This window comes from Metamycoplasma subdolum (genome assembly GCF_033546815.1).
In the GTDB taxonomy this organism is placed as follows: Bacteria; Bacillota_I; Bacilli_A; order Mycoplasmatales; family Metamycoplasmataceae; genus Metamycoplasma; species Metamycoplasma subdolum.
In genome coordinates this window covers 151,653-172,532 of sequence record NZ_CP137846.1, presented here as the reverse complement: position 1 = coordinate 172,532, position 20,880 = coordinate 151,653, and the positions used below count along the sequence as shown (strand labels likewise).

Annotated in this window: 13 protein-coding genes, 3 tRNA genes and 1 rRNA gene; 2 read left to right on the top strand and 15 right to left on the bottom strand. The window is 27.8% G+C overall.

Annotation, left to right across the window (positions count from 1 at the left end; genetic code table 4):
- Positions 1 to 12 precede the first annotated feature (12 nt).
- The 13 genes from R9C05_RS00705 to R9C05_RS00645 all read right to left on the bottom strand — a co-directional run bounded on the left by R9C05_RS00705 (position 13) and on the right by R9C05_RS00645 (position 18,472).
- Positions 13 to 1,152, bottom strand: coding sequence for a substrate-binding domain-containing protein (locus tag R9C05_RS00705; RefSeq protein ID WP_121940956.1), 1,140 nt, complete (start codon positions 1,150 to 1,152; stop codon positions 13 to 15).
- Between the two features lie 334 nt (positions 1,153 to 1,486).
- Positions 1,487 to 1,562: transfer RNA gene (locus tag R9C05_RS00700), tRNA-Lys, on the bottom strand.
- 5 nt (positions 1,563 to 1,567) lie between these two features.
- A tRNA-Leu gene (locus R9C05_RS00695) sits at positions 1,568 to 1,654 on the bottom strand.
- 604 nt (positions 1,655 to 2,258) lie between these two features.
- On the bottom strand, positions 2,259 to 8,324 hold the full coding sequence (locus R9C05_RS00690; RefSeq protein ID WP_318613930.1) for a leucine-rich repeat protein: 6,066 nt from the start codon (positions 8,322 to 8,324) through the stop codon (positions 2,259 to 2,261).
- Positions 8,325 to 8,735: 411 nt separating this feature from the next.
- The gene (gene rpsD / locus R9C05_RS00685; RefSeq protein ID WP_121940675.1) at positions 8,736 to 9,338 is read right to left on the bottom strand and encodes a 30S ribosomal protein S4; all 603 of its coding nucleotides are present in this window, start codon (positions 9,336 to 9,338) and stop codon (positions 8,736 to 8,738) included.
- A 191-nt stretch (positions 9,339 to 9,529) separates the two neighbouring features.
- Positions 9,530 to 11,173 (bottom strand): hypothetical protein, encoded by a 1,644-nt coding sequence (locus tag R9C05_RS00680; protein ID WP_121940674.1) that lies wholly within the window; start codon positions 11,171 to 11,173, stop codon positions 9,530 to 9,532.
- Positions 11,174 to 11,227: 54 nt separating this feature from the next.
- Positions 11,228 to 13,156, bottom strand: a complete 1,929-nt coding sequence (locus R9C05_RS00675) for an ABC transporter ATP-binding protein (RefSeq protein ID WP_318613929.1) — start codon at positions 13,154 to 13,156, stop codon at positions 11,228 to 11,230.
- Positions 13,149 to 14,966, bottom strand: a complete 1,818-nt coding sequence (locus R9C05_RS00670; protein ID WP_121940673.1) for an ABC transporter ATP-binding protein — start codon at positions 14,964 to 14,966, stop codon at positions 13,149 to 13,151. The genes R9C05_RS00675 and R9C05_RS00670 overlap by 8 nt, the downstream gene beginning before the upstream one ends.
- A 33-nt stretch (positions 14,967 to 14,999) precedes the next feature.
- Entirely contained in the window at positions 15,000 to 16,196 is a 1,197-nt protein-coding gene (locus R9C05_RS00665) for an acetate/propionate family kinase (protein WP_121940672.1), read from the bottom strand.
- 133 nt (positions 16,197 to 16,329) lie between these two features.
- Positions 16,330 to 17,163: a DNA-binding protein WhiA gene (whiA, locus tag R9C05_RS00660; RefSeq protein WP_121940671.1), complete on the bottom strand. Its 834-nt coding sequence runs from the start codon at positions 17,161 to 17,163 to the stop codon at positions 16,330 to 16,332.
- A gap of 22 nt (positions 17,164 to 17,185) precedes the next feature.
- Positions 17,186 to 17,290, bottom strand: a 5S ribosomal RNA gene (rrf, locus tag R9C05_RS00655).
- 72 nt (positions 17,291 to 17,362) lie between these two features.
- The gene (locus R9C05_RS00650; RefSeq protein WP_121940670.1) at positions 17,363 to 18,181 is read right to left on the bottom strand and encodes a hypothetical protein; all 819 of its coding nucleotides are present in this window, start codon (positions 18,179 to 18,181) and stop codon (positions 17,363 to 17,365) included.
- A 207-nt stretch (positions 18,182 to 18,388) separates the two neighbouring features.
- Positions 18,389 to 18,472 (bottom strand) — tRNA-Leu (locus tag R9C05_RS00645).
- An 81-nt stretch (positions 18,473 to 18,553) separates the two neighbouring features.
- Between R9C05_RS00645 and R9C05_RS00640 the strand changes: the two genes are divergently transcribed.
- Complete coding sequence (locus tag R9C05_RS00640; RefSeq protein WP_277870174.1) at positions 18,554 to 19,045, top strand: dUTP diphosphatase; 492 nt, start codon at positions 18,554 to 18,556, stop codon at positions 19,043 to 19,045.
- 13 nt (positions 19,046 to 19,058) lie between these two features.
- On the opposite strand, the gene R9C05_RS00635 is transcribed toward R9C05_RS00640, so the two are convergent.
- Positions 19,059 to 19,697: a nuclease-related domain-containing protein gene (locus tag R9C05_RS00635; RefSeq protein ID WP_121940669.1), complete on the bottom strand. Its 639-nt coding sequence runs from the start codon at positions 19,695 to 19,697 to the stop codon at positions 19,059 to 19,061.
- Between the two features lie 33 nt (positions 19,698 to 19,730).
- Positions 19,731 to 20,375 carry a YgjP-like metallopeptidase domain-containing protein gene (locus R9C05_RS00630; protein WP_211320121.1) on the bottom strand — a complete coding sequence of 215 codons (645 nt, stop codon included), beginning with the start codon at positions 20,373 to 20,375 and terminating at the stop codon, positions 19,731 to 19,733.
- A gap of 187 nt (positions 20,376 to 20,562) precedes the next feature.
- On the opposite strand from R9C05_RS00630, the gene rpsT reads away from it, so the two are divergent.
- On the top strand, positions 20,563 to 20,823 hold the full coding sequence (gene rpsT / locus R9C05_RS00625; RefSeq protein ID WP_121940667.1) for a 30S ribosomal protein S20: 261 nt from the start codon (positions 20,563 to 20,565) through the stop codon (positions 20,821 to 20,823).
- Positions 20,824 to 20,880 lie beyond the last annotated feature (57 nt).

Sequence of the window (20,880 nt, the reverse complement as noted above, 5' to 3'; positions counted from 1 at the left end):
TTCTATTAAGAATTAAATTTTTAAACCGTAAGCTTCTTGGTTGCTTCCAACAGTTTTAAATTTCTTTAAAACATCTGGTTGGTCTTTGATTGAAGCAAATAATTCTGCATCACTTTTTGTTAAATCTTTTTGTAAGTCTTGTTGTTCTTTTGTTAATTCAACAAAGTCAAGTGATTTAATAAATGCTTGTACTTTTTCGCTTAGTAAAAATTTAACAAATTTAACTGAATCTTCGTTTGTTTTATCAAAAATGATGTTGAATGGTCTAGTTCATTTGTATGTTCCAGCAGTAACATTTTCCATTTTTGGTTCTCAAATTTCTGATTCACTAATTTTTACTTTAGCAAGTTTAACAGTGTCGTTTGCATTTTTAACACCAAAACCCAATGATACATAAGTAATACCAACTTTTTCTTTAACAACATTGAATGCTGCTGAGTTAGCTTCTGGAGTTAAGTTTTCTGCTTTTAGAGGTTTATGATTTTCGTATTCTTTTTCCTTAGCTTTTTGTTCTTCAGCGGTTCCTGTGAATGTGATTCCACCTAATTTAACAAGTTTGCTCATGAAGCCATCAGCGGTTCCTGATGCACCTTTCCCACCTTCACGGCCAAATACAACAGCATCGTCATCACCAGGAGCGTCCAAGTTAGCAACAAGTACTTTTCATTTAACTTTTTCACCATTATATGCTTTAGCAAGTTCTTTGATGTCAACAATAGGGGTTTCATCATTTTTGGTTTTATATCCATCAGGTAGGTGAATTGCAAGACCAATAGCATCAAGTGCTCATGTAACAGTTCTTAAATTTTTGTTTTCTCAACTTTTGCCATCAGCAGGGGTTTTGCTTGAACTTGTCATTCCAAATTGTTGTTCTGGAGTAGCTTTGTTCATTGATTTGAAACCACCACCTGAGCCGGTTGATTTATATTGTAAGTTTCCGCCTGAAAGTTCAGCAATTTTACTAATAATAGGAACAACAGAACTTGATCCTTGTCCTGCAATAGCTTGTGTAATTCCTGAATCTTCTCATTTTACTCCAGTCTCATTGCCTGGATTTGGTTTATCTCCGTCGCCACAACTTAAAGCAATTAGCGGCATTGAAATAACAATAGGGGTTGAAAGTAAACCTAATAAAATTTTAGATTTTTTCATAGTTTGTAAATTTTTCTCCTTCTTTTTACTCAGATTTTTTAGATCTAAGAATTTTGTGCATATCCTTTACACACCCCAAATATAACAAAAAAATAAAAAATAACAGATAAATTAATTAAAAAATACATAAAAATAAATGTTTTTTTGCTTAAAATCCAAACTTTTTGGTTATTTTTTAATCTAAAAATTGATTAGTTTTAATTTAAAAATAATGAATAAAACTTTAGTTTTAAAGAAGTATCAATTTTTGAATTAATCCTTAAAAATAATAGGATTTTTTGGTTTTAAAAGAAAAAACACACTATTAAGTGTGCTTTTGGTCAATCAAATGAAATGGTACGCCCTAGAGGATTCGAACCTCTGACCCACTGGTTAAAAGCCAGTTGCTCTACCTGCTGAGCTAAGGGCGCATATCTGGTGCCCGGGACTGGACTTGAACCAGCACGGCCATTACAGCCAACGGATTTTAAGTCCGCAGCGTCTACCATTCCGCCACCTGGGCTTAGTTAAATGCCTTATTATTATAATATATTTTTAAATTAATGATTTAATATTTTTCAAAAAACTTTGAAGATTTTTTTAATGATTTTTAGCAAGGAAAAAAATAAATAAAAACTTTGTTTTTTAAAGCTAAAAATTTGTAAATTTGTGCTTTATGGCGTTAGTTTTTTAAATTTCGAAATAGGACAAAAAAACTCAAAATTCAATTAATGAACTTTGAGTCTTTTTTTATAAGGATAATTAATTAAGGTATAAGGGAAGATAGAGGTTTATATTGAATTGAGAATTTTTTATATATCTTAAAAGTTTTTATTATTGGTTATTATTATATAAGTTTTGGCTTCTATAACAATTGCGATTGAAGTAAAGCGACTGCTTTAAATTGTCTTAAAGATTTAATCTCCGGCTTAAATAATTAAGAATTTTGAATTTAAAGTAGTCTGAGATTGTTTCTTTATAGTTAGAAACTAACTGTTTAATTAATTTTGATATTCGCAGCAACAACGCGTTTTATCATTAAAACTTTAACTAAAAAGACATAAATTAAATGTTATTGCTGCGGAATTGTATTGTTTTGTTTTAAATGTTTGATCTAAAGTTGTTTATTAAACTTTTTGTCCTTCAACAATTTTAGTTTTTAATAAAGCGTAGGCATTTTCTGCATCTTTTTTAGCTTGAATTGCTTTGTCTTCATCAGAAATACTTTTAGCTTTTTTTCAAGCTTTTTCATATTCATCTACATCTTTTTTAAGAACCTTAAATGTTCCTTTATTATATGTTGTAGGATCTAATGATGCTGCATCAACAATTTCAACATCTTTTAAAATTCCACTTGAAATTAAAGCATATTTTCTAACTGTTTTTAAATATTCATTAAGAAGGTCAACGTTGGTTTTTTTGGTTCCTTCTTTTCTTGCGACCTCTAAAGCAGCCTTAGCATCTTCAAGTTTTTTAAATTCAGCATCTTGAACTTTGCTTTCATCAGAAATTTTATTTAGTTCATTTCATACTGCTTCATATTTATCAACTTCTGATTTTAGAATTTGAAATGTTTTTTTATTGTAAGTAGAAGGATCATCTAAAGCGTCTTTAATTGTAACTGTTTCTGGATCTAAAATTCCATCTTTTATTTTAAACTTTGCAATAGTATTTTCTAATAATATAGATTTTAATCTATCAAGTTTTGGTGTGCCAAATCCACCATCAGTAAATTCAACAACATCAATTTTTGCTTTTAAAAATTCAAGTTTATTTGCTTCATATGTTGATTTTTTGATTACTAATTTTTTAATATTTGAATTTTCAAATGCACCATCACCAAGAGTTATATTTTCTGGCAATACTAATTCATCTACATTAAGATATGATAAGTTGTTATCTTCAATTGTGAGTGTAGCTTTTGGATTCATAATTACAAGTTTTTTTAAGTTTAAACTTGACTTTGAACTAATATATGCTGGACCAAGTCTACCTAATATTACATTTTCCATTTCTATGTATATGCTTTCAATAAATGTTGTTTTTCTAAATCTTAGAATATCAATTTTATTGATTTCTTGTCCGCCCATAGTTAAATTATTTTTAAATACTAATTTTGGCAATGTTGGATGTTCACCATTTAAATAGTCAAAATAATCCTTGCCTGAAGCTTTGATAGTTAATACTTGACCGCTATTTCTCATATATTCAGTAATAAATTTATCGCTATCTTCTCTATCTTTTGTACTAATTAGACCTTCTTTAGTACCAGTAACAATTTCAGCTTTTAAAGCATCAATTGCATTTTGCAAGGTTTGTTTTGCTGCTAAAGCTTTACTTTCTTCATTAACTGCTTTGGCAGTGTTAAGTGCAGATTCATAAGTAGTTTTTGCACTTAATCTAATAACTTTTTTACCTTTTTCAATAGTGTCAGCTGCTGGTTTATTTGGAATATTTAATACTTCTACTCCTGCAAGTAATGTATCAACTGAAGAGTTTTTAATTAATTCTCTTAAGGCATCTAAGTTTGGAGTTGAAACTTTTATTCCTTCAACTATTTTTGATTTTAAAGTATCAATTGCATTTTGTAAGGTTTGTTTTGCTGCTAAAGCTTTGCTTTCATCATTTACTTTATTTGCTTCAGCAAGTGCTGCTTCATATTTAGTAACTTCTGATTTTGCAATTTGTTTTTTACCTTTTTCAAGTTCGCTTGCTGCTTTAGGTGTATCAACTTGGTCAACGCCTACTAAAAGTTTGTCAACAGATGAATTTTTAATTAATTCTCTTAAGGCATCTAAGTTTGGAGTTGAAACTTTTATTCCTTCAACTATTTTTGATTTTAAAGTATCAATTGCATTTTGTAAGGTTTGTTTTGCTGCTAAAGCTTTGCTTTCATCATTTACTTTATTTGCTTCAGCAAGTGCTGCTTCATATTTAGTAACTTCTGATTTTGCAATTTGTTTTTTACCTTTTTCAAGTTCGCTTGCTGCTTTAGGTGTATCAACTTGGTCAACGCCTACTAAAAGTTTGTCAACAGATGAATTTTTAATTAATTCTCTTAAAGCATCTAAGTTTGGAGTTGAAACTTTTATTCCTTCAACTATTTTTGATTTTAAAGTATCAATTGCATTTTGTAAGGTTTGTTTTGCTGCTAAAGCTTTATCTTCTTCAGTTACTTCTTTTGCAGTATTAAGTGCTGCTTCATATTTAGTAACTTCTGATTTTGCAATTTGTTTTTTACCTTTTTCAAGTTCGCTTGCAGCTTTTGGCACATCAACTTGGTCAACACCAGCTAAAAGTTTGTCTACTGAAGAATTTTTAATTAATTCTTTTAGAGCATCTAAATTAGGGGTAGCAACTTTAGTACCAGCAACCATAGCTGATTCAACTGCAGTTTTAGCGGCTTTAAATTCAGCAAGTACTGCATCTGCTTGTGCTTCATCAGTTAAATTAAATGCTTTGTTGTAAGCATCTTCAAATAATTTGGCATCTGACTTTTTAAGACCTTTTTTGCCTTTTTCAATTTCACTTGCAACAGGGGCTGCGTCAGTTAAAATAACATTTTTAAACACGATGGTAGGGGTATTTTCTGAAATGTATGTTTTAAGGGCATCAAGCTTTGGAGTAGCTGTAGGTGAGCCGCCTTCAATAAATTCAATAGTTTTGATTTCTTTTGCTTGAGCAAGTGCATCTTTATGATTTAAATAAAGTGCTTTGCTAATAACTAATTTATTAATTGTTGCATTTTGGAATGCAGTGTAATTAATTTCTTTTACAGTTTCAGGTAATCTTAGTTCGCCAATATTTGATGAGGCAAAAAAGAACGCTGGTATTTTTGTAATTTTTCCAAGTTTAACTAATTTGCCAATGTTTGCGTGACTGAAAGCATTGCCTTTGTAATATTCACCTTCTGTATCAAAATCAGTTTGATTATCTGAGAAAATAAGTTCTTGAATTTGAGTATCTGCAAACATTTCAGAATGAATTCTATCAACGTTTTCTAAAAATCTAACAACTTCAAATTTAGAATTATATCCAAATCCCTGATATTCGCTTGCTTCAATTCTTGGACAAATTATTAATTCTTTAATATATTTAACGTCATTAAATACTCCTTGTCAAATAGAATTTCATTTGAATTTTTTATCTTTTTGATTATTTTGTGATCCTCTAATTCATTTTGGCAAGACAAATTTTTCAATTGTTCCACCTTTATAATCTTTAAGATATTTAGCACCATATGCTTTGACTAGCATTAAGTTACTTGAATCAACACCTAAATAAGTGTTAATAATTTCAATACTTTTTTCTAAATCTTGTAATGTATAAGGGGCATCTGCAGGAATAATTGGCCCTTCGTGAGTTCCTATTATAAATTTAGTTTTAAGATCTTGTATTGCTGCTTTTAATTTATCAAAAGCGTCTTTTGCTTTAACTTCATCATTTTGAGCAAGTTTTGCTTCATCAAGTACTTTTTTATAGGCTTCTTTATCGCTTCATAAAATAGCCTTAACACCTTTTTCAATTTCATCAGGGTTTGGTTTTGTGACAATAGTTTCTGATAAAATTTCAACTTCTTTTAAAATTACATTAATTTCTGCAGAATAAATTAAATCTTTTAATTGATTTTTTCAAGAACCAACGCCAGTAACAATTTCATCTTTTAATTTTTGGATTGCAGCTTGAAGTTTTGCAATTGTAGCATCTGCTTTTGATTCATCATTTACAGCAAGAGCTTCATTGTAAGCGGCAATATACTCTTCTTTTGCTAGTTTACGAACCACTTTTTTGCCCGATGCAACTTCTGAACTATTTGGTTTATTAGGTTGATCTAATACTTCTACATCTCTTAAGATTTCATTTACATCAGCTTCGGGACTAAGCAGTAAGGTATAAAGTTTTTTTAGATTTGGTTTTTTAACAGGTGATCCACCTTCAATAAATTCAATAGTAGCAATGTTAGCTTGTAAAATTTTGGCTTCATTTGCTTCATATGTTGATTTTTTAATAATTAATTTATTAATTGTTGCATTTTGGAATGCAGTTTTATCAATAGTAGTAACAGTTTCTGGTAATCTTAGTTCACCAATTTGTGCATTGTCAAATACTAGAGCACCAATAGTAGTAATCTTTCCTAATTTTACTAATTTGCCAATTTTTGCATTCTTGAATCATTTAATTTTATGAATTTCTGCGCCTGGTTTAGTGCTAAAGTCACCTTGATTTTCAGCAAAAATTACTTCGTCAATGTCGCAACCATCAAAAGTTTGTTGACCTAATAAATTAATATTGTCTAAGAAAATAACTCTCTTGAATTTTGATTTTTGAAATGATGCATAATAAATTGCATCAAATTTGTTAGTGAATACAACATCATCAACAAATGTTAAATCTCTTAATATCGCTTGGTGCACTTCATCAATTTCTCTTCCGCCAAGTTCATTTGGAATTACAAGTTTTGAAAGATGCATTTTACCGTTTTCTTCTTTCAAGTATTTATTTTCATTGTTAGTTGATAGTGTTGTTCCATCAACATTTAAATATTTTTCAAGAAGTTCAATGCTAGTTTGAAGTTCACCGTCAGTAAAGTAACCATCAAATTCTTTAGTGCCAACAACAATTTCGGCTTTAAAGGCATCAATTGCTAAGTTAAGTTTTGCAATAGCAGCATCAGCTTTGCTTTCATCTTTTACAGCTCTTGCTTCTGCAAGTGCCGCTTCATAAGTTGTAACAGCAGATTTTAGAACAACTTTTCAATCTTTATAAAGTGTGTCAGCACTTGGCTTAGAGGTTGAATCTAGAATTTTTGCTTTTCTACCTTTGTGTAAAATCTTATCTACAGTAGAATCATTAATTAAGTTTAAAAGTTTGTCAAGTTGAGGAGTTGCAGCTCCGCCACCAATTCATTCAATTTGATTAATATGTGCTTTTGCAAAAGCAGCAGAATTAGCTAAATATAGATCTTTTTTGATAATTAATTTATCAATTTTTGCATTTTTAAATCCATCAACATGAATTTTAGTTACAGTTTCAGGCAATCTAAGTTCATCAATTTCAGCATTAAAGAAAAAGTTTTCTGGTACTTGAGAAATTTTTCCAAGTTTAACAAGTTTTGAAATCTTTGCATTCATAAATGTTGAACGATCTTTTTCGGTGTAAGTTGTAAACTCTTGGTCATCTGAGAATGCAACTTCTAAGAATTTATGATTTATTGCAGGGTTAGCAATATCAAAAATACCATTTCCAGTTTTGTCAACATTTTTTAAGAAAACAACTCTCCTAACTTTTGATGATCCAAATACTAAGCTATATGTTTCTTCAATTTTTTCTTTAAAAATAACATCTTTAATTTTATCAGTTTCATAAAATAGATAAGAACCAATTTTTTTGATTTGTTTTCCATTAAGTGTTCCAGGAATAATTAATCTAGCAACTTCTTTTTTTATGTTTTGTAATGAAGTTCCAGACTTTTTAGTTAAAGTTCCTTCTTTATTAACTGTAAAGTATTTGTTTAAAATGTTTTCACTAATTGCTTCATCTTTTGGGTCAAATCATCCAAGTGGCATTTCTTTGGTTCCAACAACAATTGCTGCTTTTAAAGCTTTAACTGCATCTGAAAGTTCAGTTAATCCAGCTTTTGCTTTATCTTCTTCTGTGATTTTGTCAAGTTTGTTTCATACTTCAACAAATTTATCTTTTTCTATTTTTTGTATTTGTTTTAAACCGGTTGGAATAGTGGTTGGATCAGGTTTGCTAAGAACATCAACTACTTCAACACCTTCTAATAATTTGTCGGCAGTGTTATCGTTTAGTCAGTTTCTAAGTCTTCCTAAATCACCAACTAATTTCATCTTTCCGACTACGATTGCGTTTTTAAGGTTTTCAATTGCTTTTTTAAGTTTATCCAATGCTTGTTTAGCATTTGATTCGTCGTTTACTTTTTTAGCTTCATCTAAAGCTTTGTTAAATTCATCAACTGCTTTATTTGAAACTTGTTTTTTTCCTTCTTCAAGGTCTTCAGCCTTCTTAGGACTGTCAACTTGTTCTGCACCATCAAGGATGTCTGAAAGTTTTGTTTTAGAAATAAAATCTTTTAGAGCGTCCAAGTTTTGGGTGTTTCCACAACTTGCAGAAATTAATGCAACAGTAGGCACAATTGTCAATGTTGCGATCAATATTTTTTTGAGTTTCATTAATTTTTTTCCCTTCTTTTTTTCATATAAATTAGCTAAGGTCGTTAACTAATCGCAAGAGTTATAACAAATAATTAATCGCAAAAATAAAAAAAAAAAAAAAAACAGTTCAATTTACAACAAAAAAAGTGCTATTTTTGCTTTTTAAAATGTTTTTTTTGTTTTTGATTTGAGCCATTATTTTTAACCCTTATTTTAGTGAAAATAAGCTATTTTTTTATGATTAAACTAGCCAATTTTTTAAGTGTGAAATTTAGTGAAATTTGAGTGCAAAATTTTATTACTTATGCGTTAAATTTTTGGATTGAAAAAATAGTGTCTAAGTAAAAATAAGGTCTTATTTAAAGCAAAAATTGAAGAAAAGGCAAATAAAAAAAGCAGAAATTTCTGCCTTTAATAACTCTAAATTTATTAACGTCTGTTGTAGTATTCAACAATTAAAGCTTCGTTAATTTCTTTAGCAAATTCGTTTCTTTCTGGAAGACGGCTATAAGTTACCTTAAATCCATCTTTTTTTAGTCATGAACTTACAGTCATAGCTTCCATAGCATCTTTAACCTGAACATTGGCTTGAAGTGATGGTTTCATTTCAATTACATCACCTACTTTAATTTGCATTGAAGGGATGTTTGCTTTGTGCCCATTTAGTAGAAAATGATTGTGAACTACGAATTGTCTTGCTTGAGCACGGGTTCTTGCAAAACCTGCTCTAAAAACTAAGTTGTCTAGTCTTGATTCAATCATTTGTAACATGATGTGACCAGTAACACCAGTTTTTTTAGAAGCTTCTTTGTAAATCTTTTTGAATTGTCTTTCGTTAAGTCCATACATAAAACGAACTTTTTGTTTTTCATATAAGTGAAGTTGGTAGTCAGAAGGTTTTACTTTTTTGGCTCCGTGTTGTCCAGGTGCTGTAGTTCTTCCTTTTCCTTTAGTAAATTCTTTGTTATTTTCTAAAAGTGAAATACCATATCTTCTTGATTTTTTAAATATTGATTTTAAATATCTTGACATAATAAAAAAATATCCTTTCTTTAAAGCAAGGATTTTAGTTAATTCCTTACTATCTTTTTGCTTCTAATGATTTCGGCTTATAGCTTTCTTACTTTCAAATTTAAACAAAAGCAAACTTATATAGTAAATATTAACTTGCTAATCTTGCAATAACAATTTTACACTAAAACTTTTATTTTGAAAATAAAAGATTAATTGCTTTCTACTTTTGCTGCTTCTTTTTCTTTTGTTTCTGTGAAGTCTTTTTGATCAGTTTCTATTAAAGTAATAAATCTTGCAAAAAACTTTTTAAGTCTTTTGAAAATATTTTCTTTGGTTTTTTCAGTTTCAGTAACTTCAAAAATTAATTTATTTTCTTCAAATAGATATCTGATTAAAACAAACTCATTTTCTTCAAATGTTACTTTTGCTAAATAATAAAGTTTAGTATTAGCAAACTTTCTTAAATCATCTTTTTTGTTTACTTTAATTTTTGCAAGTTCATTTGTTAAAAATAATTTAGTTTCAAAGCCTTCAAGTTTGTTAATATCAAGTTTTAAAGTAAATATTTTAGTGTATAGTTTTTCTTCGCCTTTAACAATTTCTTCATAAATTTCATCAATTGTTTTATTTTGTGTTTTGATGTAATTTAAAATATCAGTTAAAACTGAAAGAGAAACCATTTGATCATATTTTCTGAAGTGTTTTTTGCCTAAAAATAGATGCCCTTCTTCGTCAACATAAATAATATTTTTATCTTTTAAAAGTTGAACTTTTTCGTCTTGAATAATTAATGATTGATTAGTTTCAATTTCATATTTTTGTTTAAAGTTTAAAAATATTTGCTTTAAAAGTCCAGGACCATAAATTACATGTTTAATAGGTTCAAATTCTTCATTTGTATTTTGATTGGTTAGAGCAAATGATAGATAAACTGCAAAAAGTTTGTTAAAACTTACTAAATTGTATTTTGGGAAAATTTTATTTCTATTTCATTCATAAAAATAAATTTTTTCTTGATCTTTTGAAAAGCGAACAATGTAATCTAATTTTTTGAAACAGAAAAAGTTTTTATATAGTTTTTCATAAGTTTCTTTTTTGTTTTTTTCTTTTAAAATCGTGTAATAAATATCATTTCTTCCAAGAATTTTTTGAACAAATCTTAGGTTAGTTATTGATGAAAAAACACCAATTTTGATTAATTTATTACCGCTTTTTTTGAAATTATAAGTTTCAACGCTAGTAGCATATTCATCAAGCAACTTTTTAGTATCTAAATAAATTGGTTCATCAATAAAAACTTTAATTGTTAAGGCGTTTTGTTTTTCATAATTTTCTAAAATTTTTGATAATTTATCATTTGTAAATCTTAAGCTATTATTTTCAATGAAACTTAATGCAAATTCAGAGTTTAAGTTGGAATATTCAGAAAAGTAAATTGTTGTTTGAATTGTTTCAGTTTTTTCTAAAGTAAATGATAAAAAGGATTTTGTAACAGGAATATCATCTTTAAAACGAAGAACTTTAATTCTTTGAGCGGCTAAAACTTCAGCAAAATAATCAAGAATTTTGTTTGAGTTCTTGCTTACTTTATCAGTTGCTAATAAAACATAATAAGTTTGAAGATCAATTTTGCTTTCTTTTAAAAAGTTAACAAATTGACTTGCTATTAGTTTTACTGTAACTTCGTTAAATGCGTTAAGTCCAAGGCCTTCTTTGGCAATTATTTTGCCTTCAAAAGTTTTAAAAAGATTAAAAAACGTTAAGTTAACATTTTTTAGTTCTTGTTCCTGCAACTTACGCAAGATTTTTTTAGAATTTGCATAATATTCTAATCAATTTTTAATATCAGTCATATTTAATATTTTAGTTTAATTAAATTTATCTTGCTTTAATTATTAAATCTTTTTTTAGTCTTCTGAAAATGAAAGATGATAAAGTTTTTCATAAAAACCTTTTTGAGCAAGTAAAGTGTGGTGTGTTCCTTTTTCAATAATTTGACCATCGTTTACTACCAAAATTAAATCTGAATTTACTATGGTTGAAAGTCTATGGGCAATAACAAATGAAGTTTTACCTTTCATTAAAGTCAGCATAGCTTCTTGTAGTTGTTTTTCAGTTCTTGTATCAACGTTTGAAGTTGCTTCATCTAGAATTAAAATGTTTTTATTAGCAAGAATTGCACGTGTAATTGCTAAAAGTTGTCTTTCACCTTGTGAAAGATTTGAACCACCTTCATTAATAATTTCTTGATATCCATTTTCTAGTTGAGAAATAAATTCATGAGCTTTTGAAAGTTTTGCCGCTTCATAAATTTCTTCATCAGTTGCGTCAAGTTTTGCATATCTTAAATTTTCTAAAATAGTTTCTTTAAATAAGAAAGTATCTTGTAAAACAATCGAAATTTGATCTCTTCAACTTTGTTCATTTATTTGAGTTGAAGAAAAATTGTCCATTAAAACTTCGCCACTATTTGGTACATAAAATTTAGATAAAAGATTTATGATGGTAGTTTTACCGGCCCCAGTTGGTCCAACGATTGCAATAACATCACCTTTTTTAGCTTTCAAGTTTGCATTTTTAAGTTGTAAAGTCGGGCTATTTGGATCATATGAGAAGTTTACATTTTTAAATTCAATATTTCCTTCAACTTTTTCAGGCATATTTGCTAATGTAGTTTGGTCTACTGGAGGTTTTAAATTAATTAAGAAAATTACTCTAATTGCTGATACTAACGTCATTTGAATTTGAGCCATATTTTCGATCATTCTAATAACTTGATTAGTTGTACGACGAACAAAAATTAAAAATGAAGTTAATGAACCAATTGTATAAGCAGTACCTCATCCAGTTCCAATATTAGTAATTAGGAAAATTGAACCAATAATAGTAACAACAAATTGTAAAATCATTGAAGCTGAAAAAGTGTAAGGATAAATTATTCCTGAAAATAAAGAAGCTTTGAAGTTAGATTTAAAAAGCTTTTTGTTTTTAATGTTAAATTCATCTTCAATATTTTTTGCTTGACCGTATGCTCTTATTAAATGTTGAGCAGCTAAGTTTTCTTCAATATAGCCATTAATGCTTGCAATTCTTGATTGTTGCTTACCAAAATGAGGAATGGCTTTAGCCATTAAAATTGCAACTAATAGATATAAAAGAATCATTATTCCTATTGAAATTAAGGTTAAATATAATGAACTATATAGCATAAAACCTAAGGTGGTTATTGATATAAAAAGAGTTTGGAAAACAGGACTTAAACAGGCAGTTAAACCATAAGAAATATTTTCAATATCGTTTGAAAAAATAGACATTAATTTTCCAGCATCTTGACTTTCAAAATAAGAAATTGGCATTTTCATTAAAGCTTTATACGCCTCATCTCGCATAATGAGCGTTGTAATTGCCCCAGATTTAGTTGAGAGCGTTGCCGAAACAAGAGTTATTATTTCTTGAATTAAATAAAAGCCAGCAACTAAACTGATTGCACCTCAAAATTTAAAGCCATCAAAATTATGCATTAAAAAGTCGGTGTTAATAAATTCATCTAGAACTAGTCCTATTCCATATGTTGAACCAGTTAAACAAATTGCAGATATAAAGTTTAAGAAAATAACTCAGAAAAATAATCCTTTTCTTTGATTTAAATAACTTAAAAGTTTTTTGAAACTATATTTCTTTGCTTTTTTAAGAATAGCAAAATGTTTGCGTCTTTCTTCAACGCTCATATCCTTAACTTTTTTCTTAGGATCGACAATAGTGTTATTTAAATCTTGAGATGAAGAAGAAAAAAGTTGTTCAATATCAATGTCTTGATTTTTGATCTTTTTACTCATTTTCACCTCCTAGTTGCGTTAATGCTATTTCTTGATAAAGTTTGTTTTTACGCATAAGTTCTTCATGCGTTCCAATATCTTCAATAATTCCGTGATGTAAAACGGCAATCTTATCTGCATTTAAGATTGAACTAATTTTTTGAGTAATGATAATTGTGGTGATTTTTTGCTTTGAAAATTCTTCCTTAATTTGATGTAAAACTTGACTTTCAGTTTTAGTATCAAGTGCACTTGTTGAGTCATCTAAAATTAATATTTTTGGACGTCTAATTACACCTTGAGCAATTGATAAACGTTGTTTTTGACCGCCAGATAAGTTAGCACCTTTTGGTTCAATTTTATGATCAAATTTATCATTAAATTTATTAATATATTCTCAAGCACAAGCAATTTTGCAAGCCTTTTCAATATCATCAAAATTTGCATCGTTTTTAGCAAAAAGTAAATTAGATTTGACCGTTCCACTTAAAATTACTGGCTTTTGATAAATATGGCTTATATTTGATCTTAATGAAGTAGTATCAATTTGTAAAATGTCGTGATCATCAATTAAAACTTGACCATCATGAGTTTTGAAATCTAAGCTCATAAGTTTAGCTATGGTTGATTTACCAGAACCAGTTGGACCAATAATTCCAAATACTTCCCCAGGGTTAACTGAAAAGTTAATATTTTCAATAATGTTTTTTTCAGCATGTTCAAAATATTTAAAAGTTACATTTTTAAATTCAATCTTGCCTGAAGTTACTTTTTTATCTGAGCTAATGAATTCAATATCAGGTTTTCTATCTAAAATTTCATAAATTCTTTTAGAAGAAACACGCCCTCTATAAATATTAAATAATACAAATGCTGTCATGATCATTCCGTGTGTTACAACCATGACATAATTAACAAAAATATTTACGTTTTTTATTTTATTTGAAATTAAAAGTGCACTTCCAACATTTCTCGAAGTAGCTCCTACAATCGCTACAACAAATAAAGTTGCAATGTTTGCAATTAACATAATTATTGAAAAAAGACCATTGAAACCAAATCATTCTTTTTGATTTAGTTTTGCAATGTTTAAACTTTCTTTGTAAAACTTTGCATGTTGATTTTTTTCAAGGTTATAAGATTTAATAACTTTAGCCCCTAAAATATTCTCTTGACTTTGAATATTAATATCATCTTGAGCTTTTTGTTCTTGAATAAATGCAGGAATGAGGATGCGTGAAAATATTCCCATAAAAATTAGAATTAAAGGAATTAAAACGGCAAAAATTATTGAAAGATGAAGATCGGTAATTAGTGCAAAAACTAGACCAATAACCAAATTAATTGGGCCAATTAACATCGTTCTTAAAAATGACATTATTGCAAATTGAATTCTTTGAATGTCAATGGTAAAACGAGTCATTATTTTAGCATGTGAAAAATCTTCAATATCTTTTTGTGACAAGGCTCCTAAATGCCTTCAAAGATAAAGTCTTATATCTCTTGAACCGACTGCTGATAAATAGTTTGCAAGATATGAAGCAGAAAGGGATGAACTAGTCGCAACGAACATTACCCCAACAAAAGCTGCTGAGACAATGCCAATTGCTGTTTTAGCATTTATGCTTTTTACTGTCCAAATTTTAAAAATATTGATATCAACTAGTTGACTTGGATTACCCGTAGCTGAAATTTGATATGCTATTTTAGTAATTTCACCAATCAAAACAGGCACTGTTAAAAATGCAATAACACTTATAACAGTTAACATACAAGTTAAAGCTGATAATCATTTAAATTTTGGTCTTAGTAGTTTAAATATTTTTATCATTTTGCCCTTTCTTATTTTTATAAAATATTAAATTTACTTAAATTTATTTGCTTCCTTTGCAATTAATAGTTCTTCATTTGCAGGAATAATATAAATTGGAATTAAGCTATCTTTTGAAGAAATTAAAGTTTCTTTTCCACGAGGTGCGTTTTGATTTTTTTCTTCATCAATTTTTAAATTAATTAATTTAATTTTTTCAATTACTTTGGTTCTTAAATTTTCTTGGTTTTCACCAACTCCAGCGGTAAAAACTAAAGCATCAATTTTTCCTTCAATTTTATTTAAATAATTAATTAAGTATTCACTAATTTTTGTGCAGTAAAGTTCAAACGCAAACTTGGCATCTTCATTGTCTTCGCTAATTTTTATATTAAGTTCTCTAAAATCAGATGTTAATTTTGAAACGCCGTAAAGTCCTGATTTTTTATTTACAATATCCATAACTTCATCGATAGTTAAGTTTTTGTGCTTCATAATATAAGGAATTAAAGATGGATCAAAATCGCCTGTTCTTGTTCCCATCATAATTCCAGTTAATGGAGTAAATCCCATTGAAGTTTCAATAGATTTTGAATTTTGAACAGCGCATAAACTTGCACCGTTTCCAATATGTAAAATTACTAAATTAACTGATTTTTTACCTAAAATTTCTTGCATTCTTTGAGTTACATATTGATAATTTAAGCCATGAAATCCATATTTTCTTAAATTAAGTTCTTCACAAAGTTTTGCATTCAAAGGATAAGTATATGCCAACTTAGGTAAAGTGGCGTGAAATGATGTGTCAAAATGAAGTGTGTGTTTTGCTTTTGAAAATAAGCTTTCAAATGCTTCAATTGCTTCTAAGGCACCAGGGTTGTGTACTGGAGCAAGATCAATTGCTTCTTGAAGATATTTAATGGTTTTGTCTGTTACTTCAACGGTTTCTCTAAGCTTCGGTCCACCGTTAACAATACGATAAGCGACATGTGAAATTTCATCAAAGTTTTTAATTACATTGTGTTCTTTTCATTGCTCTACCATCTTTTTTGTCGCAGCAAAAAAGTCTGAAAGTTTAAGTTTGTCTTCATAGACTTTGCCATTAAATTTTAAAGTAACAATTCCTTCAGGTAGTTTGATTTTTTCACAAATTCCATTTGCTTCTACTGAAAACTTATCATCAAATAAAGATCATTTTATTGAACTTGATCCTGCATTAATTATTAATATTTTTTTACTTTCTTTGTGCATAATAAACTAATTATAAAGTAAATAAAAATTATTAAAATTTTTAGTTTAATTGATTTTTGACATTAAAAAATCTTCAAAGTTTGAAACTAAATTAGTTTTTAAACAAGTTAAAGATTAAATATTTATTTTACATTTAAGAGTTTTTCTTATGTTTTTTAACTACATTTCTTAGTTTAACTAAATAATGAGCAAGGGTAGTTTTTGCTTTTATTTCCCCAATTTCTTTCATTTTTAAACTTAAATCATGTAATGAAAGATCAAGATTTTCTTCTTTGAGTCTAAAAAAGTCAACTTCATATTCATGAAAATGATTTAAAAGTTTATGTTCTCTTATATATTTAAGATTTTCAAGGAATTTAGCATTTGCAGTTGCAATTCTTTCTTGATTATAAAAGTCAAAATTTGCAAGTCTTTGAGATGAATTATTAATATCACGTTCTATTTTAATTTCTTCAAAATCCATATATGCTTGGAAAGCACCTATTGCTTTTAAAAAATCGCAGATATTTTCAATTTTCTTTAAGTAAAGAATAAATTGCGAATTTCTTTTTAATAGATGAAAATCAAAGTCATACTTTGAAAGAGATTCTTGTACTTCATAAGCTTTGTTTTCTTCCTGAAATCTTATTTCTAAGTGATATGAAGTTGATTTTGCATCACTGATTGAACCTGCAATTATAAAAATTCCGCTATAAAAATCAGTTTGTTTAATAATGTTTTCAAAATCAAATGTACTAACGTCAATTAAAAAAGAGTTTTTTCTAGGCTTAGAGTATGGAATATTTTCTTTGTTTAAGGCATTTTCTAAATAAGTAAAAATTTCTAAATTATTAATAGTAAGTTTAATTTTTTGATTTTGGATTTTGCATGTTTGAAAAATTCCAGCAAGTAAACTATGTCTTGCTTTTGGATTAAGTTTTCTGCTAATTATTTCGTTTTTAATAATTAAAGAAAATGATTTAGACATGCAAAATACCTCCCAAAAAATAAAAAAGCAACGCCCTATTTTCCCCTACGGTATCGTCGGCGCTGAAGGGCTTAACTGCTGAGTTCGGAATGGTATCAGGTGGAACCCCTTCGCTCTGGTTGCTTTAACTATTATAAACTAGAAATTTTAAATTTCACAAAAAAAATATTTTTTTAATCAAAGTTTTAAAAACTAGTTTTTAACGTTTTTTAACAATCATTGAACTTAAAGTTCCATATGCGTAATTGTTAAATGAAAGCATCACGAAATCGTTATAGGTTTTGATATTATGAACTTTTTTGATTTGTACTATTTCATAAGTAAAGATCGCCACATTAACAGTAATTATAGCGACTATTGCTACTGCTAATAATCTAGTCAAGGCATAAAGTGAATCAGGATTACCATCATTGTATAAAACTGCACAAACGATTAAAGCACTAACTACAAGCAATGGTGAAATTAAATCAAAAATGAATGCTTTTACATAAGCATCTTTTTTAGTCTTTTCAATGTTTGGATCTAAGTATCCATGTTTTGCAAAATCTTCATTAACTTCATTAATTAAGTTTTTATATTCAATACTATTTTCAGTGTATTTAAAAATCTCAGCAAGCTTTTGAATATATTCTTCTTTAGTTCAAGATTTCACTTTATCATAGTAACGATCTAAAAATCTTCTGTCTTTTACAGTTATTAATTTTGAACGATGTTTCAAACTATGAATATAGGCATAAAATGAATAAAAATCTCTGATTCAAGCTTTTTTGATTATATTTAAGAATATAAATGAAAAAACAGTAATTACAATTCCAGTGAGAACGCCGACTACAACGGCAATAATAATATCATTTACTATTGAAAGCACTTTTGTTGCAAAAATGTTTTTACTAATTACAGCAAAATAAATCAAAAGTGAAGTGGCAATTAAACAAGCAACCATAATCAGAACTCAAAATCAAAGAGAATTCATTTTTAATTTTTTCAAAATGGCAAGTTCTTTCTTTCTAGTTTTCACTTTCTCTCCTTATAATGTAAATTTTAAACTATAAATAAAATTTAAAAAAATTATAGTATAAAAAATGCTAAGCAATATTGATACAAAAATTGAAATATTATAAAAAAAGTATACAATAAAGTATCCAATAAAATTAGTTAGTTTCTTGTACTTGAAAAATAAAAAAGCCGCTTCATTTTTTTTAATGAAACGACATGTATTTGGATATGGTGCTCCAGACTGGACTCGAACCAGCATGGCTTTCACCGATTGATTTTGAGTCAATTGCGTCTACCATTCCGCCACTGGAGCAAAGCAAAATTATTATAATTCAAAAGTAAGTTTTTACCTTAAAAAGAAAAACAAACTTTTTTATTTACTATAATTCTAACTATGAAAATTAAATTAGAAAAGATATTTGAATTGCAACGCGAACTTGATGAATCCTTGAATGATAAAGTGAAAAGCATTGGTGATGAAAACATAGATGTTAAAAGAATTATTGCTCTCTTAGTTGAACTTGGTGAATTTGCTAATGAAGTAAAACTTTTTAAATATTGAAAAAAGCAAAAAGCACTTAGCTATGACAAGGTTTATGAAGAATGTGCCGATGTGCTTCATTTCATCAGCTCAATTGCAACCAAAAATAACGTAAAGAATGAAATAGAAATCTTAATTTTTAATAATGATTTTTCATTACAACTTGCTGAAGTGTATAAACTTTTTGTCCAACTTTTAGATAATAAAAATGAAGATTCAATTTTAAAAGCCTTTGGTGCATTCTTAGGACTTACTAAAATAGTGAATCTTGATTTGAAAAAGATAGAAGATGCTTATATAAGAAAAAATAAAATAAACCACGACCGAATTAAGAATAATTACTAGTCGTGGTTTTTTATTATTTTTTGGCTTGAACTGACATGTTTCTAAACATCTCGTTTAGTTCTATTAAGTTTTGTCTTGTTAGTTTTACAGGAGCTTGTTCTTTAATAGCCATTAAGTTTGACATAAGTTCGTTTAATGGCGTTACTACCAAGTAACCTGGTACATTATAAATATCTAAAGCTTCTTTATTGTCGCCAACTATTACCAATAAACTGTAGATTGGAATTCCTGCTGGAAGGTATTTTGAGAAAAGCTTAATGTTTTCATCAATTTTCATAATTGGACTTGGGAAAATTTTCTTCTTATTTCCTTCTTTTTTAACTCATTCGCGTTCTAAACAGTTACCTTCAATTTTTGCATCTGAAACTAAATGATAAAGAACGAAAATTCCATTTTTTGAAAGTAGTAAGGGTGCAATGTCGTGAATTTGACCTTCTTCAAATTTTAAAGTTTGTTTTGGCAAGTAAATTGCTTCATTGTATTTACCAAAATCAGTTAAAACTTGAACAAATTCACTATTTTTGCGTGCTTGTTCAGCAAGTCTTCTTTTCTTTGATTTTTTAGCTAAAACAACTATTACAATAATCATGATTAATAAAGCAACAAAACCTGCAATACCAATCCCGATTCATTTAATGTATTCTTGATTCATATTTGATGTCCTTATTTTTTTATTTCATTTTAATTATAGAGAAAATTTATTGTTATTTAAATTGTTTTTCAACTCTTTGTAATTTGGACAAAATCTTTGAACCATTTCTCAAAATTTTTTAGAATGATTGGGATGAAAGAAATGACACATTTCATGAACTACTACGTAGTTTATGATTTCAGGGCTAAAGAAGGCTAAACTCCTTGCAAAAGTAATTAATTTTTTCTTTATAAAATTAGTTCCTCAAGCCACTTTTTTAATATTGATTTTTATCTTAATTTCTTTAAGATGTATTTCCATTTTTTCATTATATTTTCAAACTAAATCAGTTAAAATTTTTTCAAGTTTAGGTAGTAAAAAATTTCAAATTGTTCCTTTGATTTTATCTTCATTAATGCAATTTAATCTAACTATTTTTTCATCAATTTTGAAATAAATTTGTCTTTGTTCTTTTTCAAAAATATAGTTAATTTTTTTGCCAAAATAATAAAAATATCTTTCTTCTTCAATGATGTCAAGTTTTGGTTTTTCAATCTTATTTAAGCTTAACAGAATTGATGAGTCTAAAAAATCTAAAACTTGCTTGGTTTCAAAGAGATCTTTTCTCACTCTAAGTTCAAAAATGTTGTCTTGAATTTTGAAGTAAGTATTAATGTTATTAGTAAAAATTACTTTCACAAAGTAATCTTTTCCATTAATTTTTCGAATAATTATTTTGTCAAACAAAGGCATAATTTAATTTTAACAAGTTAAAAATCTATTTTAAGTCTTTTGTAAAATAAATAATTTAAGAAAAATAATTAAAAACAAAGTTTTTGCTATAAAATAGAAATGCTAATTATTTATAAGCAATAAAGGAGAAAATGTGGCAAATATCAAATCAAAACAAAAAGCAATATTATCTAATCAAAAAGCTAATGCACGTAATTCAGCAATCAAATCTTCAGTAAAAACTGCGATTAAAAAAGCAAAAAAAGCAGCAGAAAACAAAGATCCTAAAACTGCAGATTTTGTTGCAAATGCTCACCACGAAATTGATAAAGCTGTTTCAAAAGGTGTTTTACATTTAAATAACGGAGCAAGAAAAGCTAGCCGTTTAGATGCATTTATTGCTAAAAATAAATAATTATTTCTTAAATCAAATTAAATAAAAATTAGCCATTTATTCAGGCTAATTTTATTT